This window comes from Kitasatospora sp. NPDC114501 (assembly GCF_055633695.1).
Map to the genome: position 1 here is coordinate 657,134 of NZ_JBVKDS010000001.1, position 15,358 is coordinate 672,491.

Sequence of the window (15,358 nt, forward strand, 5' to 3'; positions counted from 1 at the left end):
TCGGGCGGGGGTCCGGGTGCGCCGTCGGACGCGGGGCCGGGGGTGCCGGACGCGCCGGTGATGGCGAGATCGGCGGCGCTCTCGGCGTTCGGCGTCTTCCTCGTCCTGGGCGTGCTCACCGCCTCGCTCGGCGCCTCGCTGCCCTTCCTGCGGGAACGGTTCGGCGCCGAGCACGAGGTGGGACGGGTGGTCTCCGCCTACAACCTCGGCGCGCTCGCGGCGACCCTCGGCATCGGGCTGCTCGGGCGGCGGCTGAACGTCCGGGCGGCGCCGCCCGTCCTGCTCGCGGTCTTCGCGGCGGGCGCGGCCGGGATGGCGGCCAGCCCCGGCTGGGCCGGTTACCTCGGCTGCGCGGCGGTGACCGGCGTCGGGTACGGCGGGCTGGCGCTCACCCTCAACACGGCGTTCGCGCGCGGCTTCGCCGGGGACAGCGTGGTGATGGTCAACCGGCTGAACGCGGTGTTCGGGATCGGCGCGATGCTGGGCCCGCTCGCCGCCGGGGCCCTGGGCCGAACGGACATCCGGCTGCTGGCGCTGGCGGCGGCGGTGTGCGCGCTGCCGTGCTTCCTGGTCGGACGGGCGGGGGCGGTGCTCGCGGCGGCGCCCCGGACGGAGGCCGCCCCCCGCGCCGGGGCCGACGGCCGACGGCTCGGGGCCGTCGCGGCCTTCCTGCCGTTCCTGCTGGTGGGCCTGGTGTACGCGGGCCTGGAGACCAGCATCGGCACCTGGCAGTCGACCCAGCTGGAGCGCGACGGCTGGAGCACCCAGGCGGCGACCACCGCGGCCTCGGGGTTCTGGGCCGGGCTGGCCGTCGGCCGCCTGGTGATCCCGCAGCTGACCCGGCGGGTACCGGGCCGCACCGCGCTGCCGGCCTACCTGGCGGCCGCGCTCGGCGCGCTGGCGCTCGCCGCCGTGCCGCACCTCGCGGTGGCGGCCTACCCGCTGGTCGGGCTGGCGCTGGCGCCGGTGCTGCCGACGCTGATCGCCTGGGTCTCGGGCGTGGCGGAGGTGCCGCAGCAGGCGACCTCGGTGCTGACGCTCTGCTGCATGCTCGGCAACGCCGTCGTACCGGCGGTGGTGGGGGCGCTCAGCGGGTCGGGCGGGCCGGCGGTGATCCCGCTGGTGCTGGCCGGGGCGTGCCTGCTCTGCCTCGGGCTCGCGGGGTGGCTGCGGGCCGTACGGCGGTGAGCGTGCGTGGGAAGTCGGCCCGGCCGACTTCCCACGCGGGGCCGGCGTCGTCGAACAGGCTTCGGCGGGCGGAGGCGGGCGGGCTACATCGGCATGGGCCTGATCATGGCGAAGGGGGCGCCCTGCGGGTCGGCGACCACGGTCATCCGGCCGGCCGTCATGTCGAAGGGCGGGACGAGGACGGTGCCGCCGCTCCGGACCAGGGCGTCCACGGTGGAGTCCACGTCGTCGACCGCGAAGTAGGTCAGCCAGTGCGCCGGGGTGCCGGGCGGGTCGTTGGCGAGCAGGGTGGCGCCGCCGACCGCGCGGCCGCCGACGCGCAGCTCCCAGTAGGAGTCCGCGCCGTCCAGCGGCTCGATCTCGATGCCGAACGCCTCGCCGTAGAAGGCGGTGGCGGCCGGGATGTCGCTGGTGTGCAGCTCGTTCCAGGTCAGCGCGCCGGCCTCGTTGACGACCTTGGCGCCGGAGAACTCGCCCGGCTGCCAGACCCCGAACACCGCGCCCTGCGGGTCGGCGGCGATCAGCATCCGGCCCAGGTTGCCGACGTCCGTGACCGGCGCGAGCAGGCTGCCGCCGGCCGCGACGATCGCGTCCTGGGTGGCCTGGGCGTCGGTGGTGGCCAGGTAGCCGGTCCAGACGGTCGGCGGCTCCGGCGTCCCTTCGGGGGTCGTCGTCGGGCCGATGCCGGCCACGGCCCTGCCGTTGAGCTCGCAGACGGCGTAGCTGCCGAACTCGGCCGGGCCCGGCTCGCCCTGCCAGCCGAGGAGGTCGCGGTAGAAGTCCAGTGCGGCCTGCTGGTCCTTGGCCGTCAGGTCGACCCAGCACGGGGTGCCGGTCGCGTACGGGGAGGTGACCTCGGGCATGCTCGCCCTTTCTGGTGAGGGGTCCCCGCGGTGAGGGGGCTCTGCCGGTCACCATCGCCTCGTGCGCGGCGGTTCGCCACTCGACGCACCACCGTCCACCGGGGCGGGCCGGGCGGCGGGGCCTGCCCGGTGGCGTACGGGTTGGGCCGTTCGCGTGACGGCCGGGTCGACACCGTGCGTTCCGGCTGAGCGAGCGGATCCTCGCCGGCGAAGTCCTGCTGCTGACGGGGGAGTTCCCGAGCGGTCCTGCCGCAGGGCGGCCGGGTGAGGGGCCGCGGCTCGGGTCAGACGTCGATCTTCTCGAAGGTGAAGGCGGTGGAGCCTTCGAGGACGGGGATGACCTCGATCTGGCTCTGCCGGCCGGGTTCGAGGACGGTCCACGAGGAGCCCTGGGGGGACTTGATCCGGTAGGTGGACGGGGCGCCGTCGACGGGGATCAGTTCCCAGTCGGTGGCGTCGCCCTGGTCGAGGAGGAGGGAGATCAGCGGGCCGGCCGGCTCGAGGTCCTCCACGGCCGTCGGGGCGCCCTTGGCGTAGAGCCGGTAGCGGTTGTCGGGACAGGCCTCGACGACCCAGACGGCGTCCTGGTCGTCGGTGTCGGCGAAGACGGCTTTGGGGGAGAGGTCCAGGGCTTCGTGACGGGCTCGGCCGAGCCTGGCGTCGCCGTTCCGGATGGTGTACAGGCCGGACTCCAGCTGGGCCATGGCTGTCATTCCTCCGCGGTGTGGGCGAGGTGCAGGACAGTTGTACGTGCTCGGAGGAAGCCGGGGGAGGGCCTTCGGCGGGCCGTCACCTGAACGAGCTACGCCCCCCGGCGCCCACCCCCTCGCCGCCCGCGCGCCGGCGGCTGGGGCACGATGGCTCCCGTGACACAGCGGAGATTCGAGCACGCCCCGGCGCACACCCTTCCCGGCCTGCTCCAGCGCGGCCGGGGCCTGGGTGCGCGGATGGCGGCGGAGGACCCGTCCGCGGCCGCCGACCTCGTGTACGGCTGCGTCCGGTGGGAGTGGCGGTGGGACGCGCGGACCGACGACCGGCACCTGTACCTGGCCCGACTGATCCGGGACCTGGAGCTGCCGCTCGGCCCCGTGGAGGAACTCCTGGCCGGGGACGAGGACACCCGCGACCGGGCCGCCGGCGTCCTGGAGCTGCTGGCGTCCGGCGCCCCGGAGGGGCCCGTGCCGGCTCCGCACTGCCCGACGGGGCGGGTGGGCCCGGCCCCGGACGGGGAGCCCGGCGACCTGCCGGCCCTGGTCGCGGAGCTGGAGCGGCACTGGGTGGACCGCGCCTGGTGCGGCCCGGCCGCCCTCGCGCGTGGGCCGGCGCTGTTCGGGGCCGGGGCCGGTACGGCCGAGGCGGTCTCCCTGCTGCGCCGGTTCTGGCTGTGGACCCCGCACTCGTCCGAGCGCCCCGACCACCTGGCGGCACTCGCCGCGCTCGGCTCCGCCGGGACGGCCGAGGCGCGCACCGAGTCACTGTGGGACTGCGAGGCGCGAGCCCGGCTCCTCGGGGTGGCGCACGCCCCCGACCGGCCCGACGTGCGGGCCCGACTGGCGTACCTCCGGGACGATCCGATGGAGTGGCCGGAGGTCCGCGAGGCCGCCCGAGCGCGACTCGCCGGGGCGGCCTTGGCACCCCTCCCGGCGGACGGGTGAGCCGTTCGAAGGGGGCTAGAGTAGACGGGTGAACGTGTGAGTGATGGTCCGGGCCCCGAGCGGCGCTCCGGGCCACATCCATTTCCAGGGCATCCCTGTGACCCGCACGTTCGCCGGCCCACCAGACCAGCACCAGAGCCTCCGGAGGCCCCGCCTTGAGCGACCAGCCGTTCGCGCATCTGCACGTCCACACCGAGTACTCGATGCTGGACGGTGCCGCCCGGCTGAAGCAGATGTTCAAGGAGGTCGAGCGCCTCGGGCAGACCCACGTGGCCATGACCGACCACGGCAACATGTACGGCGCCGCCGAGTTCCACAAGCAGGCCACCGCCGCCGGCATCACGCCCGTCATCGGCATCGAGGCGTACGTCGCCCCGGAGTCCCGCTCCAACACCAAGCGCATCCTGTGGGGCCAGCCGCACCAGAAGCGGGACGACGTCTCGGCGTCCGGCGCGTACACCCACAAGACCATCTGGGCCCGCAACAAGGAGGGTCTGCACAACCTCTTCAAGCTGACCTCGCGCTCGTACTCCGAGGGCTGGCTGGTGAAGTGGCCCCGGATGGACAAGGAGCTGATCTCCGAGCTGTCCGGCGGCCTGATGGCCACCACCGGCTGCCCCTCCGGCGAGGTGCAGACCCGGCTGCGCCTCGGCCAGTTCGACGAGGCCCTGAAGTCCGCGGCCGACTACCAGGAGATCTTCGGCAAGGAGAACTACTTCCTGGAGCTGATGGACCACGGCCTGGACATCGAGAAGCGGGTCCGCGACGGGCTGCTGGAGATCAGCAGGAAGCTGAACATCCCGCCGGTCGTCACCAACGACTCGCACTACACCACCGAGGCCGACGCCGGCGCGCACGACCTGCTGCTCTGCGTGCAGACCGGCAAGAACCTCTCCGACCCGGACCGCTTCCGCTTCGACGGCACCGGCTACTACATCAAGTCCGCCGCCGAGATGTACGCCCTGGACTCCTCGGACGCCTGGCAGGAGGGCTGCCGCAACAGCCAGCTGCTGGTCGCCTCCCGGGTCGACACCGAGGGCATGTTCAAGTTCAAGAACCTGATGCCCCGCTTCCCCATCCCGGAGGGCTTCGAGTCCGAGGCGGACTTCTTCAGGTCCAAGGTCTGGGAGGGCATGGACTGGCGCTTCCCGGGCGGGTACGACGAGGAGCACAAGAAGCTCGCCGAGTACGAGATGGACACCATCATCCAGATGGGGTTCCCGGCGTACTTCCTCGTGGTCGCGGACTTCATCATGTGGGCCAAGAGCCAGGGCATCGCGGTGGGCCCCGGCCGTGGTTCGGCGGCCGGCTCGCTGGTCGCGTACGCGATGGGCATCACCGACCTCGACCCCATCCCGCACGGCCTGATCTTCGAGCGCTTCCTCAACCCCGAGCGCATCTCCATGCCCGACGTCGACATCGACTTCGACGAGCGCCGGCGCGGTGACGTGATCCGCTACGTGACCGAGAAGTGGGGATCCGACAAGGTCGCCATGATCGTCACGTACGGCACCATCAAGGCGAAGGCCGCCATCAAGGACTCCTCCCGGGTCCTCGGCTACCCGTACGCGATGGGCGACCGGATCACCAAGGCGATGCCGCCGGACGTCATGGGCAAGGGCATCCCGCTCTCCGGCATCACCGACCCCTCGCACCCGCGCTACAGCGAGGCCGGCGAGATCCGCGGGCTGTACGAGACCGACCCGGACGTCCGGAAGGTCATCGACACCGCGCGTGGCATCGAGGGCCTGATCCGCCAGCCCGGTGTGCACGCCGCCGGCGTCATCATGTCCGCCGAGCCGCTGACCGACCACATCCCGGTCTGGACCCGGCACACCGACGGCGTCACCATCACGCAGTTCGACTACCCCACCTGTGAGGGCCTCGGCCTTCTCAAGATGGACTTCCTCGGCCTGCGCAACCTGACGATCATGGACGACGCCGTCAAGGCGATCGAGAAGAACAAGGGCATCAAGATCAACCTGCTTGATCTGCCCCTGGACGACAAGCCGACCTACGAACTCCTCGCCCGCGGCGACACGCTCGGCGTCTTCCAGCTCGACGGCGGCCCCATGCGCTCGCTGCTGCGGCTGATGAAGCCCGACAACTTCGAGGACATCTCCGCCGTTCTGGCGCTGTACCGCCCGGGCCCGATGGGCGTCAACTCCCACACCAACTACGCCCTGCGCAAGAACGGCCAGCAGGAGATCACCCCGATCCACCCGGAGCTGGAGGAGCCCCTGGAGGAGGTGCTCCGGCCGACGTACGGCCTGATCGTCTACCAGGAGCAGGTGCAGAAGGCCGCGCAGATCCTGGCCGGCTACTCGCTCGGCCAGGCGGACCTGCTGCGCCGGGCCATGGGCAAGAAGAAGAAGGAGATCCTGGAGGCGGAGTTCGTCCCCTTCCAGAAGGGCTGCCGCGAGCGCGGCTACTCCGACGCGGCCATCCAGGCCGTGTGGGACGTCCTCGTCCCCTTCTCCGGCTACGCGTTCAACAAAGCGCACACCGCCGGCTACGGGCTGGTCTCGTACTGGACCGCCTACCTCAAGGCCAACTACCCGGCCGAGTACATGTCCGGCCTGCTCACCTCCGTCAAGGACGACAAGGACAAGTCCGCGGTCTACCTCAACGAGTGCCGCAAGATGGGCATCCAGGTGCTGCCGCCGGACGTCAACGAGTCGGACTCGGACTTCACCCCGCACGGTGACACCCTGGTCCGCTTCGGCCTGACCGCCATCCGCAACGTCGGCGGCCCGGTGGTCGAGTCGATGATCCGCACCCGGAAGGCGAAGGGGAAGTTCACGTCCTTCCCCGACTTCCTGGACAAGGTGGAGTCGGTGGTCTGCAACAAGCGGACCGTCGAATCGCTGATCAAGGCCGGCGCCTTCGACTCGCTCGGGCACACCCGCAAGGGCCTCAGCGCGCAGTTCGAGCCGATGATCGACAACGTCGTCGGCGTGAAGCGCAAGGAGGCCGAGGGGCAGTTCGACCTCTTCGGCGGCGACGCCACCGCGGACGAGCCGAGCTTCGGGCTGGACGTCGTCTTCTCCGAGGAGGAGTGGGAGAAGTCCTTCCTGCTCACCCAGGAGCGGGAGATGCTCGGCCTGTACGTCTCCTCGCACCCGCTGCACGGCATCGAGCACGTGCTCGCCGACAAGGCGGACTGCGCGGTGGCCGACCTCGCGGAGCGGCCGGACGGGACGATCGTCACCATCGGCGGCATCATCTCGGGCCTCCAGCGGAAGATGACCAAGCAGGGCAACGCCTGGGCCATCGCGACCGTCGAGGACCTGGCGGGCTCGATCGACTGCATGTTCTTCCCGGCCAGCTACCAGCTGGTGTCGTCCCAACTGGTCGAGGACGCCGTCGTCTTCGTGCGCGGCAAGCTGGACAAGCGGGAGGACGTGCCGCGGCTGATGGGCATGGAGCTGTCCGTCCCCGACCTGTCGAACGCGCACGCCGAGGCGCCGATCACCATCAACATCCCGAGCGGGAAGGTCACCCCGCCGCTGGTGGCCCGGCTCGGCGAGGTGCTGGGCAGCCACCGCGGCACCACCGAGGTGCGGGTGCGGTTGGAGAGCCGCAACAAGACCACGGTGCTGCGGCTGGACCGGCACCGGGTGAAGTCGGACCCGGCGCTGTTCGGGGACCTGAAGCAGCTGCTCGGGCCGAGCTGCCTGGCGGGCTAGAGCGACGGTGGAGGCCCGGGGTGACCAAACCCCGGGCCTTTCGCGTACGGGGAGTCTCAGGCGCCGCCGCCCAGCCCCGGGGGGACGGCCGTGTGCAGGGCCGAGACGAAGGCGGAGATGGCCGGGTGGGAGCCGGCGCCGGCGCGGAACGCGGCGCGGGTGCGGCGGTACATCGGCAGACGGGTGAGGACGACGCCGGGCGGGGAGCCGGCCGTGCCCAGATGGGGGACCAGGGCGACGCCCTGGCCGGCCGCCACCAGGGCCAGCACGGTGGTGAAGTCGTCGATCTGGTGCCGGATGCGGGGCGCGAAGCCCGCCGCCTCGCAGGCGCGGACGGCCATGGTGTGGCAGAGCGTGTCCGGCGGGGACATGATCCACGGCGCGCCGCGCTGCTCGGCGACGGTGCCCGGGGTGCGGGCGGCCAGGTACATGGGCTCGGTGAAGACCGGGCGGGTCACCGCGAGGCCCGGCTCCGGGTCGGTCGGGACGAGGTCGTACTCGTGCACCAGCGCCACGTCCAGCTCGCCCGCCCGCAGCGCCGCGCCGACGGCCGCCGGGTCCACCTCGGTGACCATCGGCTCCAGCCCCGGGTGCCAGCCGGCCAGCTCGGCGAGCACCGCCGGGATGATCGCCCGGGCCGCCGAGGGGTAGGTGCCGATCCGCAGTGGACCGGCCAACCCCCGCTTGGCGTGGGCGAGTTCGGCGCCGGCCTGCTCCAGCAGGGCGAGCACGGCCTCGGCGTGCCGGACCAGGTTGCGCCCGGCCGGGGTGAGGGTGACCCGCCGCCCGGTGCGCTCCAGCAGCGGGACGCCCGCCTCCTTCTCCAGGACGGACAGCTGCTGGGACACCGCCGAGGGGCTGAAGGAGAGCGCCTCGGCGACGGCCGCGATGGTGCCGAGGTGGGCGAGTTCGCGCAGCAGGCGCAGGCGTCGGACGTCCAGCATCAGCTCAGACTACGGCCTGTTCCGGGCCCTTCCCCGCCGAGCATCGGCTCAGCTTACGAGAAGCGTCGGAAACCTGAACTGGACCTGGGCGATCAGTGCGCCGCAGGATCGTGGGCATGGAACTCAAGGGCATCCACGTCCCCCTGATCACCCCCTTCGCCGCCGACGGCTCGGTCGCGCTGGACGCGTTGGAGAAGCTCGCGTACGAGGTCCTGGACGCGGGGGTGGCCGGGCTGTGCGCGCTCGGCACCACCGGCGAGCCGGCCGCGCTGAGCGCCGAGGAGAAGGACGCGGTGGTGGACGTCGCCGCGGCCGCCTGCGCCGCGCGCGGGGCGCGGCTGATCGTCGGCGCCTCCGGCGGCGACACCCGGGCCGTCGGCGAGGCGCTGGCCGTGCTCGGCGCGCGGGTGCCGCGGGCGGCGGCACTGGTCACCACGCCGTCCTTCGTCCGGGCCGGCGAGGCCGGGACGGTCGCGCACTTCCGGGCGCTGGCCGCGAGCAGCCCGCTGCCGCTGCTCGTCTACCACATCCCGTACCGCACCGGGCAGCAGCTCTCCACCGCCGCGCTGCGCGAACTCGCCGCGATCGACGGCGTGGTGGGCGTCAAGTACGCGACCGGCGGGCTGGACCAGACGGCCGCCGAGCTGCTCGCCGACACCCCCGAGGGGTTCGCGTTCCTCACCGGGGAGGACGCCTACCTGTCACCGATGCTGGCGCTCGGCGCGGCCGGCGGCATCCTCGCCTCCGCCCACCTGGCGACCGCCCGGTTCGTCGAGCTGGCCGAGGCCTGGCAGGCCGGGGACGCGGCCCGGGCGCGGGCACTCGGGCACCGGCTGACCGGGCTGGCGCTGTCCGCCTTCACGGCGCCGAACCCGTCGGTCACCAAGGGCGTGCTGCACGCCCAGGGCCGCATCCCGACCCCGGACGTGCGGCTGCCGCTGCTGCCGGCCGGGGAGGCGGAGGTCCGCGCCGCGCTGGCCCTCGCCAGTGGTCTGGACCAGTAGGGGCCGTCCGGGCGGCCTCTCACACCGTGGAACACCCGGCCGCCCCACCCGCGTGACAAGGCATGATGGGCAGAGTGCGGCTGTGAACAGCACCATTCAGAGGAGTAGTCGGAGATGAAGATCGGCATTGTCGGTGCCACCGGCCAGGTCGGCGGCGTGGTCCGCGAGATCCTGGCGGAGCGGAACTTCCCGGTGGAGCAGCTGCGGCTGTTCGCCTCGGCCCGTTCGGCCGGGCGCACGCTGCCCTGGCAGGGCACCGAGGTCACCGTCGAGGACGCGGCCACGGCCGACTACACCGGCCTGGACATCGTGATCTTCTCGGCCGGCGGCTCGACCTCCAAGGCCCTGGCCCCCAAGGTCGCCGCGGCCGGTGCCGTCGTGATCGACAACTCCTCCGCCTGGCGCCGCGACCCCGAGGTCCCGCTGGTCGTCTCCGAGGTCAACCCGGAGGCCGTCGCGGACCGCCCCAAGGGCATCATCGCCAACCCGAACTGCACCACCATGGCCGCCATGCCCGTGCTGCGCCCGCTGCACGAGGAGGCCGGCCTGGCCGCGCTCGTCGTCTCCACCTACCAGGCCGTCTCCGGCAGCGGTGTGGCCGGCGTCGCCGAGCTCCGGGACCAGGCCGCCAAGGTCGTGGACGGTGCCGCCGCGCTCGCCCACGACGGCGGCGCCGTCGAGTTCCCGGAGCCCAAGGTCTACCAGCGGCCGATCGCCTTCAACGTGGTGCCGCTGGCCGGCGCCATCGTGGACGACGGCTCCAACGAGACCGACGAGGAGCAGAAGCTCCGCCACGAGAGCCGCAAGATCCTCGGCATCCCCGAGCTGAAGGTCTCCGGCACCTGCGTGCGCGTGCCGGTCTTCTCCGGCCACTCGCTGCAGATCAACGCCCGCTTCGAGCGCCCGATCAGCCCCGAGCGCGCCGTCGAGCTGCTCAGCGGCGCCCCCGGCGTCGAGCTGTCCGACATCCCCACCCCGCTCCAGGCCGCCGGCCGCGACCCGAGCTACGTCGGCCGCGTCCGGGCGGACGAGACGGTGGACAACGGCCTGTCGCTGTTCGTCTCGAACGACAACCTGCGCAAGGGCGCCGCGCTGAACGCCGTCCAGCTGGCCGAGCTGGTCGCCGCCGAGCTCGGGGGCTGAGCGCCCACCCCTGTCGCCAGGGCCGACGGACCCCGGCCCGGCACCGGTGTACGCCGGTCGGAACACCGCCGCGTGACCTCGGGCGGGCCCCGTCGTTGTACGGGGCCCGCCCCCGCTTTCGTCCGCTCCGCGCCGGGGCTGCTGTTGCGGTACCGGGACAACCGGCGAGGTTCGGCAGGCGAACCGCGGGTAAAAGGTGACCCAACGATCAGGCGACGACGGGGGCCCCTCACCTCGGCACGCCCGGACGACGGGCGAGCGCCCGTGCCCGAATGGACCCACCCGACCGATTCCGAGGGCGAGCGAAAAGAGGTGCGCGATGGACCGCTGTGTCGTCCTGGTGGACGCCGGATACCTGCTGGGCGCCGCCGCCAGCCTGCTCGCGGGGGATCCGTCCCGGTCCAGAGTCACCGTGGACCACACGGCCCTGATCAGCGCGCTGCGCGAGCGCGCCGAGGCCGAGACCGGGCTGCCGCTGCTGCGGATCTACTGGTTCGACGCCGCGCCCGACCGGCGCCCGATGCCCGAGCACCGGCGGCTGCGGGTGCTGCCCCGGGTCACCGTACGGCTCGGCGCGCTCACCCGGGCCGAGGGCCGCTGGGTGCAGAAGGGCGTGGACGCCGCCATGCACGCCGAACTCTCCGAACTCGCCCGCAACCGGGCCTGCGCCGACGTCGTGCTGATCACCGGCGACGGGGACCTGCTGCCCGGCATGATGACCGCCAAGGAACACGGGGTGGCCGTCCACCTGTGGGCCCTGCAGGCGGCCGACGGCGACTTCAACCAGTCCGAGGACCTGGTCGGCGAGGCGGACGAGCGGCGGGTGCTGGACCGGGAGTGGATCGAGGGGTCCTTCTCGCTGCGGGACCACGCCAGCGTCTTCCCTGCCCCGGGGGCCCGGCAGGAGATCGCCAAGATCCTCGCCGCCCCGCCGACCGCGCCGCCCACCGGGCTGCCCGCCGTGGTGCCGCCGGTGGTCCGTCCGGCGGCGGCCACGGCGGCTGCCGCGGCCACGGCGTCGGCGGGCGCCGCCCCCGCCGTCAACGGACGGCCGCAGCCGGCCGCGGCCGCGCTCAAGGTCGTACCGACGCCCAAGGACCTGGCCGGGCGGGTCCCCTCCGTCACCCCGATCACCCCGGTGGCGAACGGCGCCAACGGCCACGGCACGAACGGGCACGCGGCCAACGGGCACGGGGCCGTCGCGCAGGCCGGGCCGGTGCTGCGCTGGTCCTCCGACCGCGGCTGGGTGGACCGGCCCGCCCCCGAGCCCGCCGTCACCGCCGGCGACAGCCTGCCCACGCTCGCCCAGCTCACCACCGCCGAGCAGCGCTGGGCCGACCGCGAGGAGGACATCACCACCATCGGCGGCGACGCCCACGAGGTCGGGCAGGTCTTCGCCCGCCGCTGGAGCGATCGCGTCGGCGACGCCGAGAAGCTCACCGTGCTCTGGCCCGACTACCCGCGCATCCCGCACCGGGTGGACGGCGAACTGCTGCGCTATGCCGCCCGCTTCGGACTGCTGGCGCACAAGGACGACCAGATCGACGAGCACGACCGCTACGCCATCCGGGCCGGGTTCTGGAAGGAGCTGGCCGCGCGGGTCCCGGGCGGGTCGATGGTCGTCGACGACTGAGCCGGACCGGGCGCGGACAGGGCCCCGTTGTCCGGTTCGCCCGTATGAGCGCGTAGAGTCTTCGGTCGTGAACGAGACGGCCGGGCGAGCACCCGAGGAACCCCTGCCGTGCGTTGCCGTGCGCGACCTGGTCAGGACCTACCGCAGCGGGCGCGGCGCCGCCGCCACCGAGATCCGGGCCAACGACGGGATCAGCCTCACCGTCCGCCAGGGCGAGGTCTTCGGGCTGCTCGGGCCCAACGGAGCCGGGAAGTCGACGCTGGTGCGCCAGCTCACCGGACTGCTGCGCCCCGACTCGGGATCCGTCGAACTCCTCGGCCACGACATCGTCCGGCACCCCGAGCGGGCCGCCCGGCTGCTCGGCTACCTCGGGCAGGAGTCCACCGCGCTGGACGAGCTGACCGTGGCGCTCGCCGCCGAGACCACCGGACGGCTGCGCGGCCTCACCCGGTCGCAGGCCCGCGGCGCGGCCGGGGACGTGCTCGCCGAGCTCGGGCTGGAGCCGATCGCCACCCGGCCGCTCGCCAAGCTGTCCGGCGGACAGCGGCGGCTCGCCTGCTTCGCGGCCACCCTGGTGGGGGAGCGGCCGCTGCTCGTCCTGGACGAGCCCACCACCGGCATGGACCCGGTCGCCCGGCGGGCCGTGTGGCGCGCCGTGGACCGGCGCCGCGCCGAGCACGGGACGACGGTGCTGCTGGTCACCCACAACGTCATCGAGGCGGAGACGGTGCTCGACCGGGTCGCCGTGGTGGACGACGGCCGGGTGATCGCCTGCGACACGCCCGGCGGCCTCAAGGCGCTGGTGGACGGTGACGTCCGGCTCGACCTGGTCTGGCGGGACGAGCCGCCGCTCGGTGTGCCCGCCGTCGCCGCGCTGCGCGAGCGGGCCGAGTGCACCGGCCGCCGCTGGACCGTCCGCACCACCCCCGAGCAGGCCCGCGAGCTGGTCGCCGCCGTCACCACCGGCCCGGCCTTCGCCGCACTCGACGACTTCACCCTCGCCACCCCGAGCCTTGAGGACGCGTACCTCAAGCTGGGCGGCCGCCACGGAGGACTGGCCAAGTGACGCTGCTCTCGGTGCCCCCGCGGACCGACCGGTCCACGGCCGCCCCCGCCCCGCTCGCCCCCGCGGCCCGGCTGCTGCCGGCGCTCGCGGCCGTCTACCGGGCGCAGCTCGCCCGGGCGCGGGTGGCGCGCATCCCGCTGCTGTTCGTGGCCACCTTCCAGTCCGTGGGCATCCTGGTGATGATGCGGGGCGTGGTGGACGCCGGGCAGTCCTCGGCGGCGCGGTCGGTGGTCGCCGGGTCGAGCGTGCTGGTGGTGGCGTTCGTCGCGCTGAACCTGCTCGCCCAGTACTTCGGGAAGCTACGGGCCACCGGCGGGCTCGACCACTACGCGACGCTGCCGGTGCCGGCCGCCTCGGTGGTGCTGGGGGCGGCCGCCGCGTACGCCTCCTTCACCCTGCCGGGGTCGCTCGCCACGGCGGCGTTCGGGGCGGTGATGTTCGGGCTGCCGCTCGGCCAGCTGTGGGTGCTGCTGGCGGTCGTGCCGCTGGCCGGGGCCGCGCTGGCGGGGTTGGGGGCGGCCTGCGGGCTGCTCGCGCCGCGCCAGGAGATCGCGACGATGCTCGGACAGCTCGGGATGTCGGCCGCGCTGCTGCTGGGCGTGCTGCCGGTGGACCACCTGCCGCAGCCGGTGCGGTGGCTGCGGGACCTGCTGCCGTCCACGTACGGGGTGGACGCCTTCGCCCGGACGTTCACGCCGGACCCGGACTGGGCGGTGGTGCTCGGGGACCTGGCGGTCTGCGCGGGGGTGGGCGTGGCCTCGCTGGCCCTCGCCACCTGGGCGTACCGGCGGGCGGTCTCGCGGTAGGGCCCGGTCCGTCACGGTCGAGCCGCTGCGTCACGGTCGGGCCCCGGCCCGGTGGGGACGGTGGTGGGTCGTCCGGGTGGCCGTCGTGAAACGATGGGGCCTGTGACCGTACCGAACACACCTCCGGATCCCGCCGCCGCCGATGTGCGGGCGGTACCGGACGCAGCGTCCGACCCGTTCGCGCCGCCGCCGCACGGGGCCACCGCCCTCGGGCAGGGCACGGCCACCCCGCTGGGGCAGCGGCTGCTGCCGGAGGTGCGGGTGGGGGCCGGGGTCGTGGTCGCCTGTCTGGTGGCCGGGCTGATGGTGGCCGGGCTGTGGGCCTGGCTGGCGCCCAAGGTGCCGCTGGTGGTGGACGGGGACCGCATCCTCTACGCCGACCCCGAGGGGGAGCAGCGGGCCGGGGCCGACGCGGTGTTCGTGCTGGTCTGCCTGGGCGCCGGGCTGGTGACCGCGCTCGGGGCCTTCCTGGTGACCCGGCGGCGTGGCGGCGGCATCTCGGTCGCGCTGGGCCTGGCCGTCGGCGGGCTGCTCGGATCGATCGGGGCCTGGCGGATCGGGCGGTGGCTGGGGCCGAACGGCGACCTGATCGGCGAGGCCCGGCGGGTCGGCGACGGCGGGCACTTCGACGCGGGCATCGACCTGGGGGCGCTGGGGGCGCTGCTGGTCTGGCCGATGACGGCGATGGTGCTGCTGCTGCTGCTCTCGGCGGCGTTCGGGAAGCGGGAGGAGGACCCGCCGCCGTACTGGGGGGCTCCGGCGGGGGCGCCGCCGGCGGAGGCCCCGGTCGGTCCGTGGGCCGGGCCGGCGAGCGGCCCGGCGGGCGACGGCGGGCACTGACCGCGGTGTGCGGCGCCGCCCGCCCGGCTCAGCGGGCGATGGCGGCGGTGTGGGCGCGGGTGAGGGCGACGAGGTCGGCGGGGGCGAGTTCGACCTCCAGGCCGCGGCGGCCCGCCGAGACGTAGACGGTGGGGTGGCCGAGCGCGCTGGCGTCGACGACGGTGCGCAGCGGGCGGCGCTGGCCCAGCGGTGAGATGCCGCCGCGGACGTAGCCGCTGCTGCGCTCGGCGGCGGCCGGGTCGGCCATGGCGGCGCGCTTGCCGCCGACGGCGGCCGCCAGGGCCTTGAGGTCGAGCTGGCCGGCGACCGGGACCACGCCGACGGTGAGGGTGCCGTCCACGTCGGCGACGAGGGTCTTGAAGACCCGGTCGGGGGTGATGCCGAGGGCTTCGGCGGCCTCGCCGCCGTAGGAGGCGGCGGCCGGGTCGTGGTCGTAGGCGTGCACGGTGAACGGGACGGCGGCGGCTTCCAGGGCGACGGTGGCGGGGGTGCCCTGGCCGCCCTTCTTCGTCTTCTTGGCCATGCGG

At 74.0% G+C, this 15,358-nt stretch carries 13 protein-coding genes; 9 read left to right on the forward strand and 4 right to left on the reverse strand.

Annotated elements, in window-relative coordinates:
• The first annotated feature begins 60 nt into the window (after window positions 1–60).
• Window positions 61–1,188: an MFS transporter gene (locus tag ACZ7RU_RS03045; protein ID WP_470339195.1), complete on the forward strand. Its 1,128-nt coding sequence runs from the start codon at window positions 61–63 to the stop codon at window positions 1,186–1,188.
• Window positions 1,189–1,271: 83 nt separating this feature from the next.
• Here ACZ7RU_RS03045 and ACZ7RU_RS03050 read toward each other — a convergent pair whose 3' ends face one another.
• Window positions 1,272–2,051 carry a VOC family protein gene (locus ACZ7RU_RS03050; RefSeq protein ID WP_470339196.1) on the reverse strand — a complete coding sequence of 260 codons (780 nt, stop codon included), beginning with the start codon at window positions 2,049–2,051 and terminating at the stop codon, window positions 1,272–1,274.
• A gap of 284 nt (window positions 2,052–2,335) precedes the next feature.
• The gene (locus ACZ7RU_RS03055) at window positions 2,336–2,755 is read right to left on the reverse strand and encodes an I66 family serine proteinase inhibitor (protein WP_470339197.1); all 420 of its coding nucleotides are present in this window, start codon (window positions 2,753–2,755) and stop codon (window positions 2,336–2,338) included.
• A 162-nt stretch (window positions 2,756–2,917) separates the two neighbouring features.
• Here ACZ7RU_RS03055 and ACZ7RU_RS03060 point away from each other — a divergent pair, with 162 nt between their 5' ends.
• Entirely contained in the window at window positions 2,918–3,706 is a 789-nt protein-coding gene (locus ACZ7RU_RS03060) for a hypothetical protein (RefSeq protein WP_470339198.1), read from the forward strand.
• A 155-nt stretch (window positions 3,707–3,861) separates the two neighbouring features.
• Window positions 3,862–7,395 (forward strand): DNA polymerase III subunit alpha, encoded by a 3,534-nt coding sequence (dnaE, locus tag ACZ7RU_RS03065; RefSeq protein WP_470339199.1) that lies wholly within the window; start codon window positions 3,862–3,864, stop codon window positions 7,393–7,395.
• Window positions 7,396–7,451: 56 nt separating this feature from the next.
• On the opposite strand, the gene ACZ7RU_RS03070 is transcribed toward dnaE, so the two are convergent.
• A complete protein-coding gene (locus ACZ7RU_RS03070) occupies window positions 7,452–8,339 on the reverse strand; it encodes a LysR family transcriptional regulator (RefSeq protein WP_470339200.1) in 888 nt (295 codons plus the stop codon).
• A 116-nt stretch (window positions 8,340–8,455) separates the two neighbouring features.
• Here ACZ7RU_RS03070 and ACZ7RU_RS03075 point away from each other — a divergent pair, with 116 nt between their 5' ends.
• The 6 genes from ACZ7RU_RS03075 to ACZ7RU_RS03100 all read left to right on the forward strand — a co-directional run bounded on the left by ACZ7RU_RS03075 (window position 8,456) and on the right by ACZ7RU_RS03100 (window position 14,831).
• Window positions 8,456–9,343 (forward strand): dihydrodipicolinate synthase family protein, encoded by an 888-nt coding sequence (locus tag ACZ7RU_RS03075; RefSeq protein WP_470339201.1) that lies wholly within the window; start codon window positions 8,456–8,458, stop codon window positions 9,341–9,343.
• Window positions 9,344–9,457: 114 nt separating this feature from the next.
• Window positions 9,458–10,486 (forward strand): aspartate-semialdehyde dehydrogenase, encoded by a 1,029-nt coding sequence (locus tag ACZ7RU_RS03080; protein ID WP_470339202.1) that lies wholly within the window; start codon window positions 9,458–9,460, stop codon window positions 10,484–10,486.
• Window positions 10,487–10,805: 319 nt separating this feature from the next.
• Complete coding sequence (locus tag ACZ7RU_RS03085; protein ID WP_470339203.1) at window positions 10,806–12,119, forward strand: NYN domain-containing protein; 1,314 nt, start codon at window positions 10,806–10,808, stop codon at window positions 12,117–12,119.
• Between the two features lie 67 nt (window positions 12,120–12,186).
• Window positions 12,187–13,185, forward strand: a complete 999-nt coding sequence (locus tag ACZ7RU_RS03090) for an ABC transporter ATP-binding protein (protein ID WP_470339204.1) — start codon at window positions 12,187–12,189, stop codon at window positions 13,183–13,185.
• Window positions 13,182–13,991, forward strand: a complete 810-nt coding sequence (locus tag ACZ7RU_RS03095) for an ABC transporter permease (RefSeq protein WP_470339205.1) — start codon at window positions 13,182–13,184, stop codon at window positions 13,989–13,991. The genes ACZ7RU_RS03090 and ACZ7RU_RS03095 overlap by 4 nt, the downstream gene beginning before the upstream one ends.
• 102 nt (window positions 13,992–14,093) lie before the next feature.
• Entirely contained in the window at window positions 14,094–14,831 is a 738-nt protein-coding gene (locus tag ACZ7RU_RS03100) for a hypothetical protein (protein WP_470339206.1), read from the forward strand.
• A 28-nt stretch (window positions 14,832–14,859) separates the two neighbouring features.
• Here the strand turns inward: ACZ7RU_RS03100 and ybaK are convergent, their stop codons facing one another.
• Window positions 14,860–15,354 (reverse strand): Cys-tRNA(Pro) deacylase, encoded by a 495-nt coding sequence (gene ybaK / locus ACZ7RU_RS03105; protein WP_470339207.1) that lies wholly within the window; start codon window positions 15,352–15,354, stop codon window positions 14,860–14,862.
• Window positions 15,355–15,358: the final 4 nt, after the last annotated feature.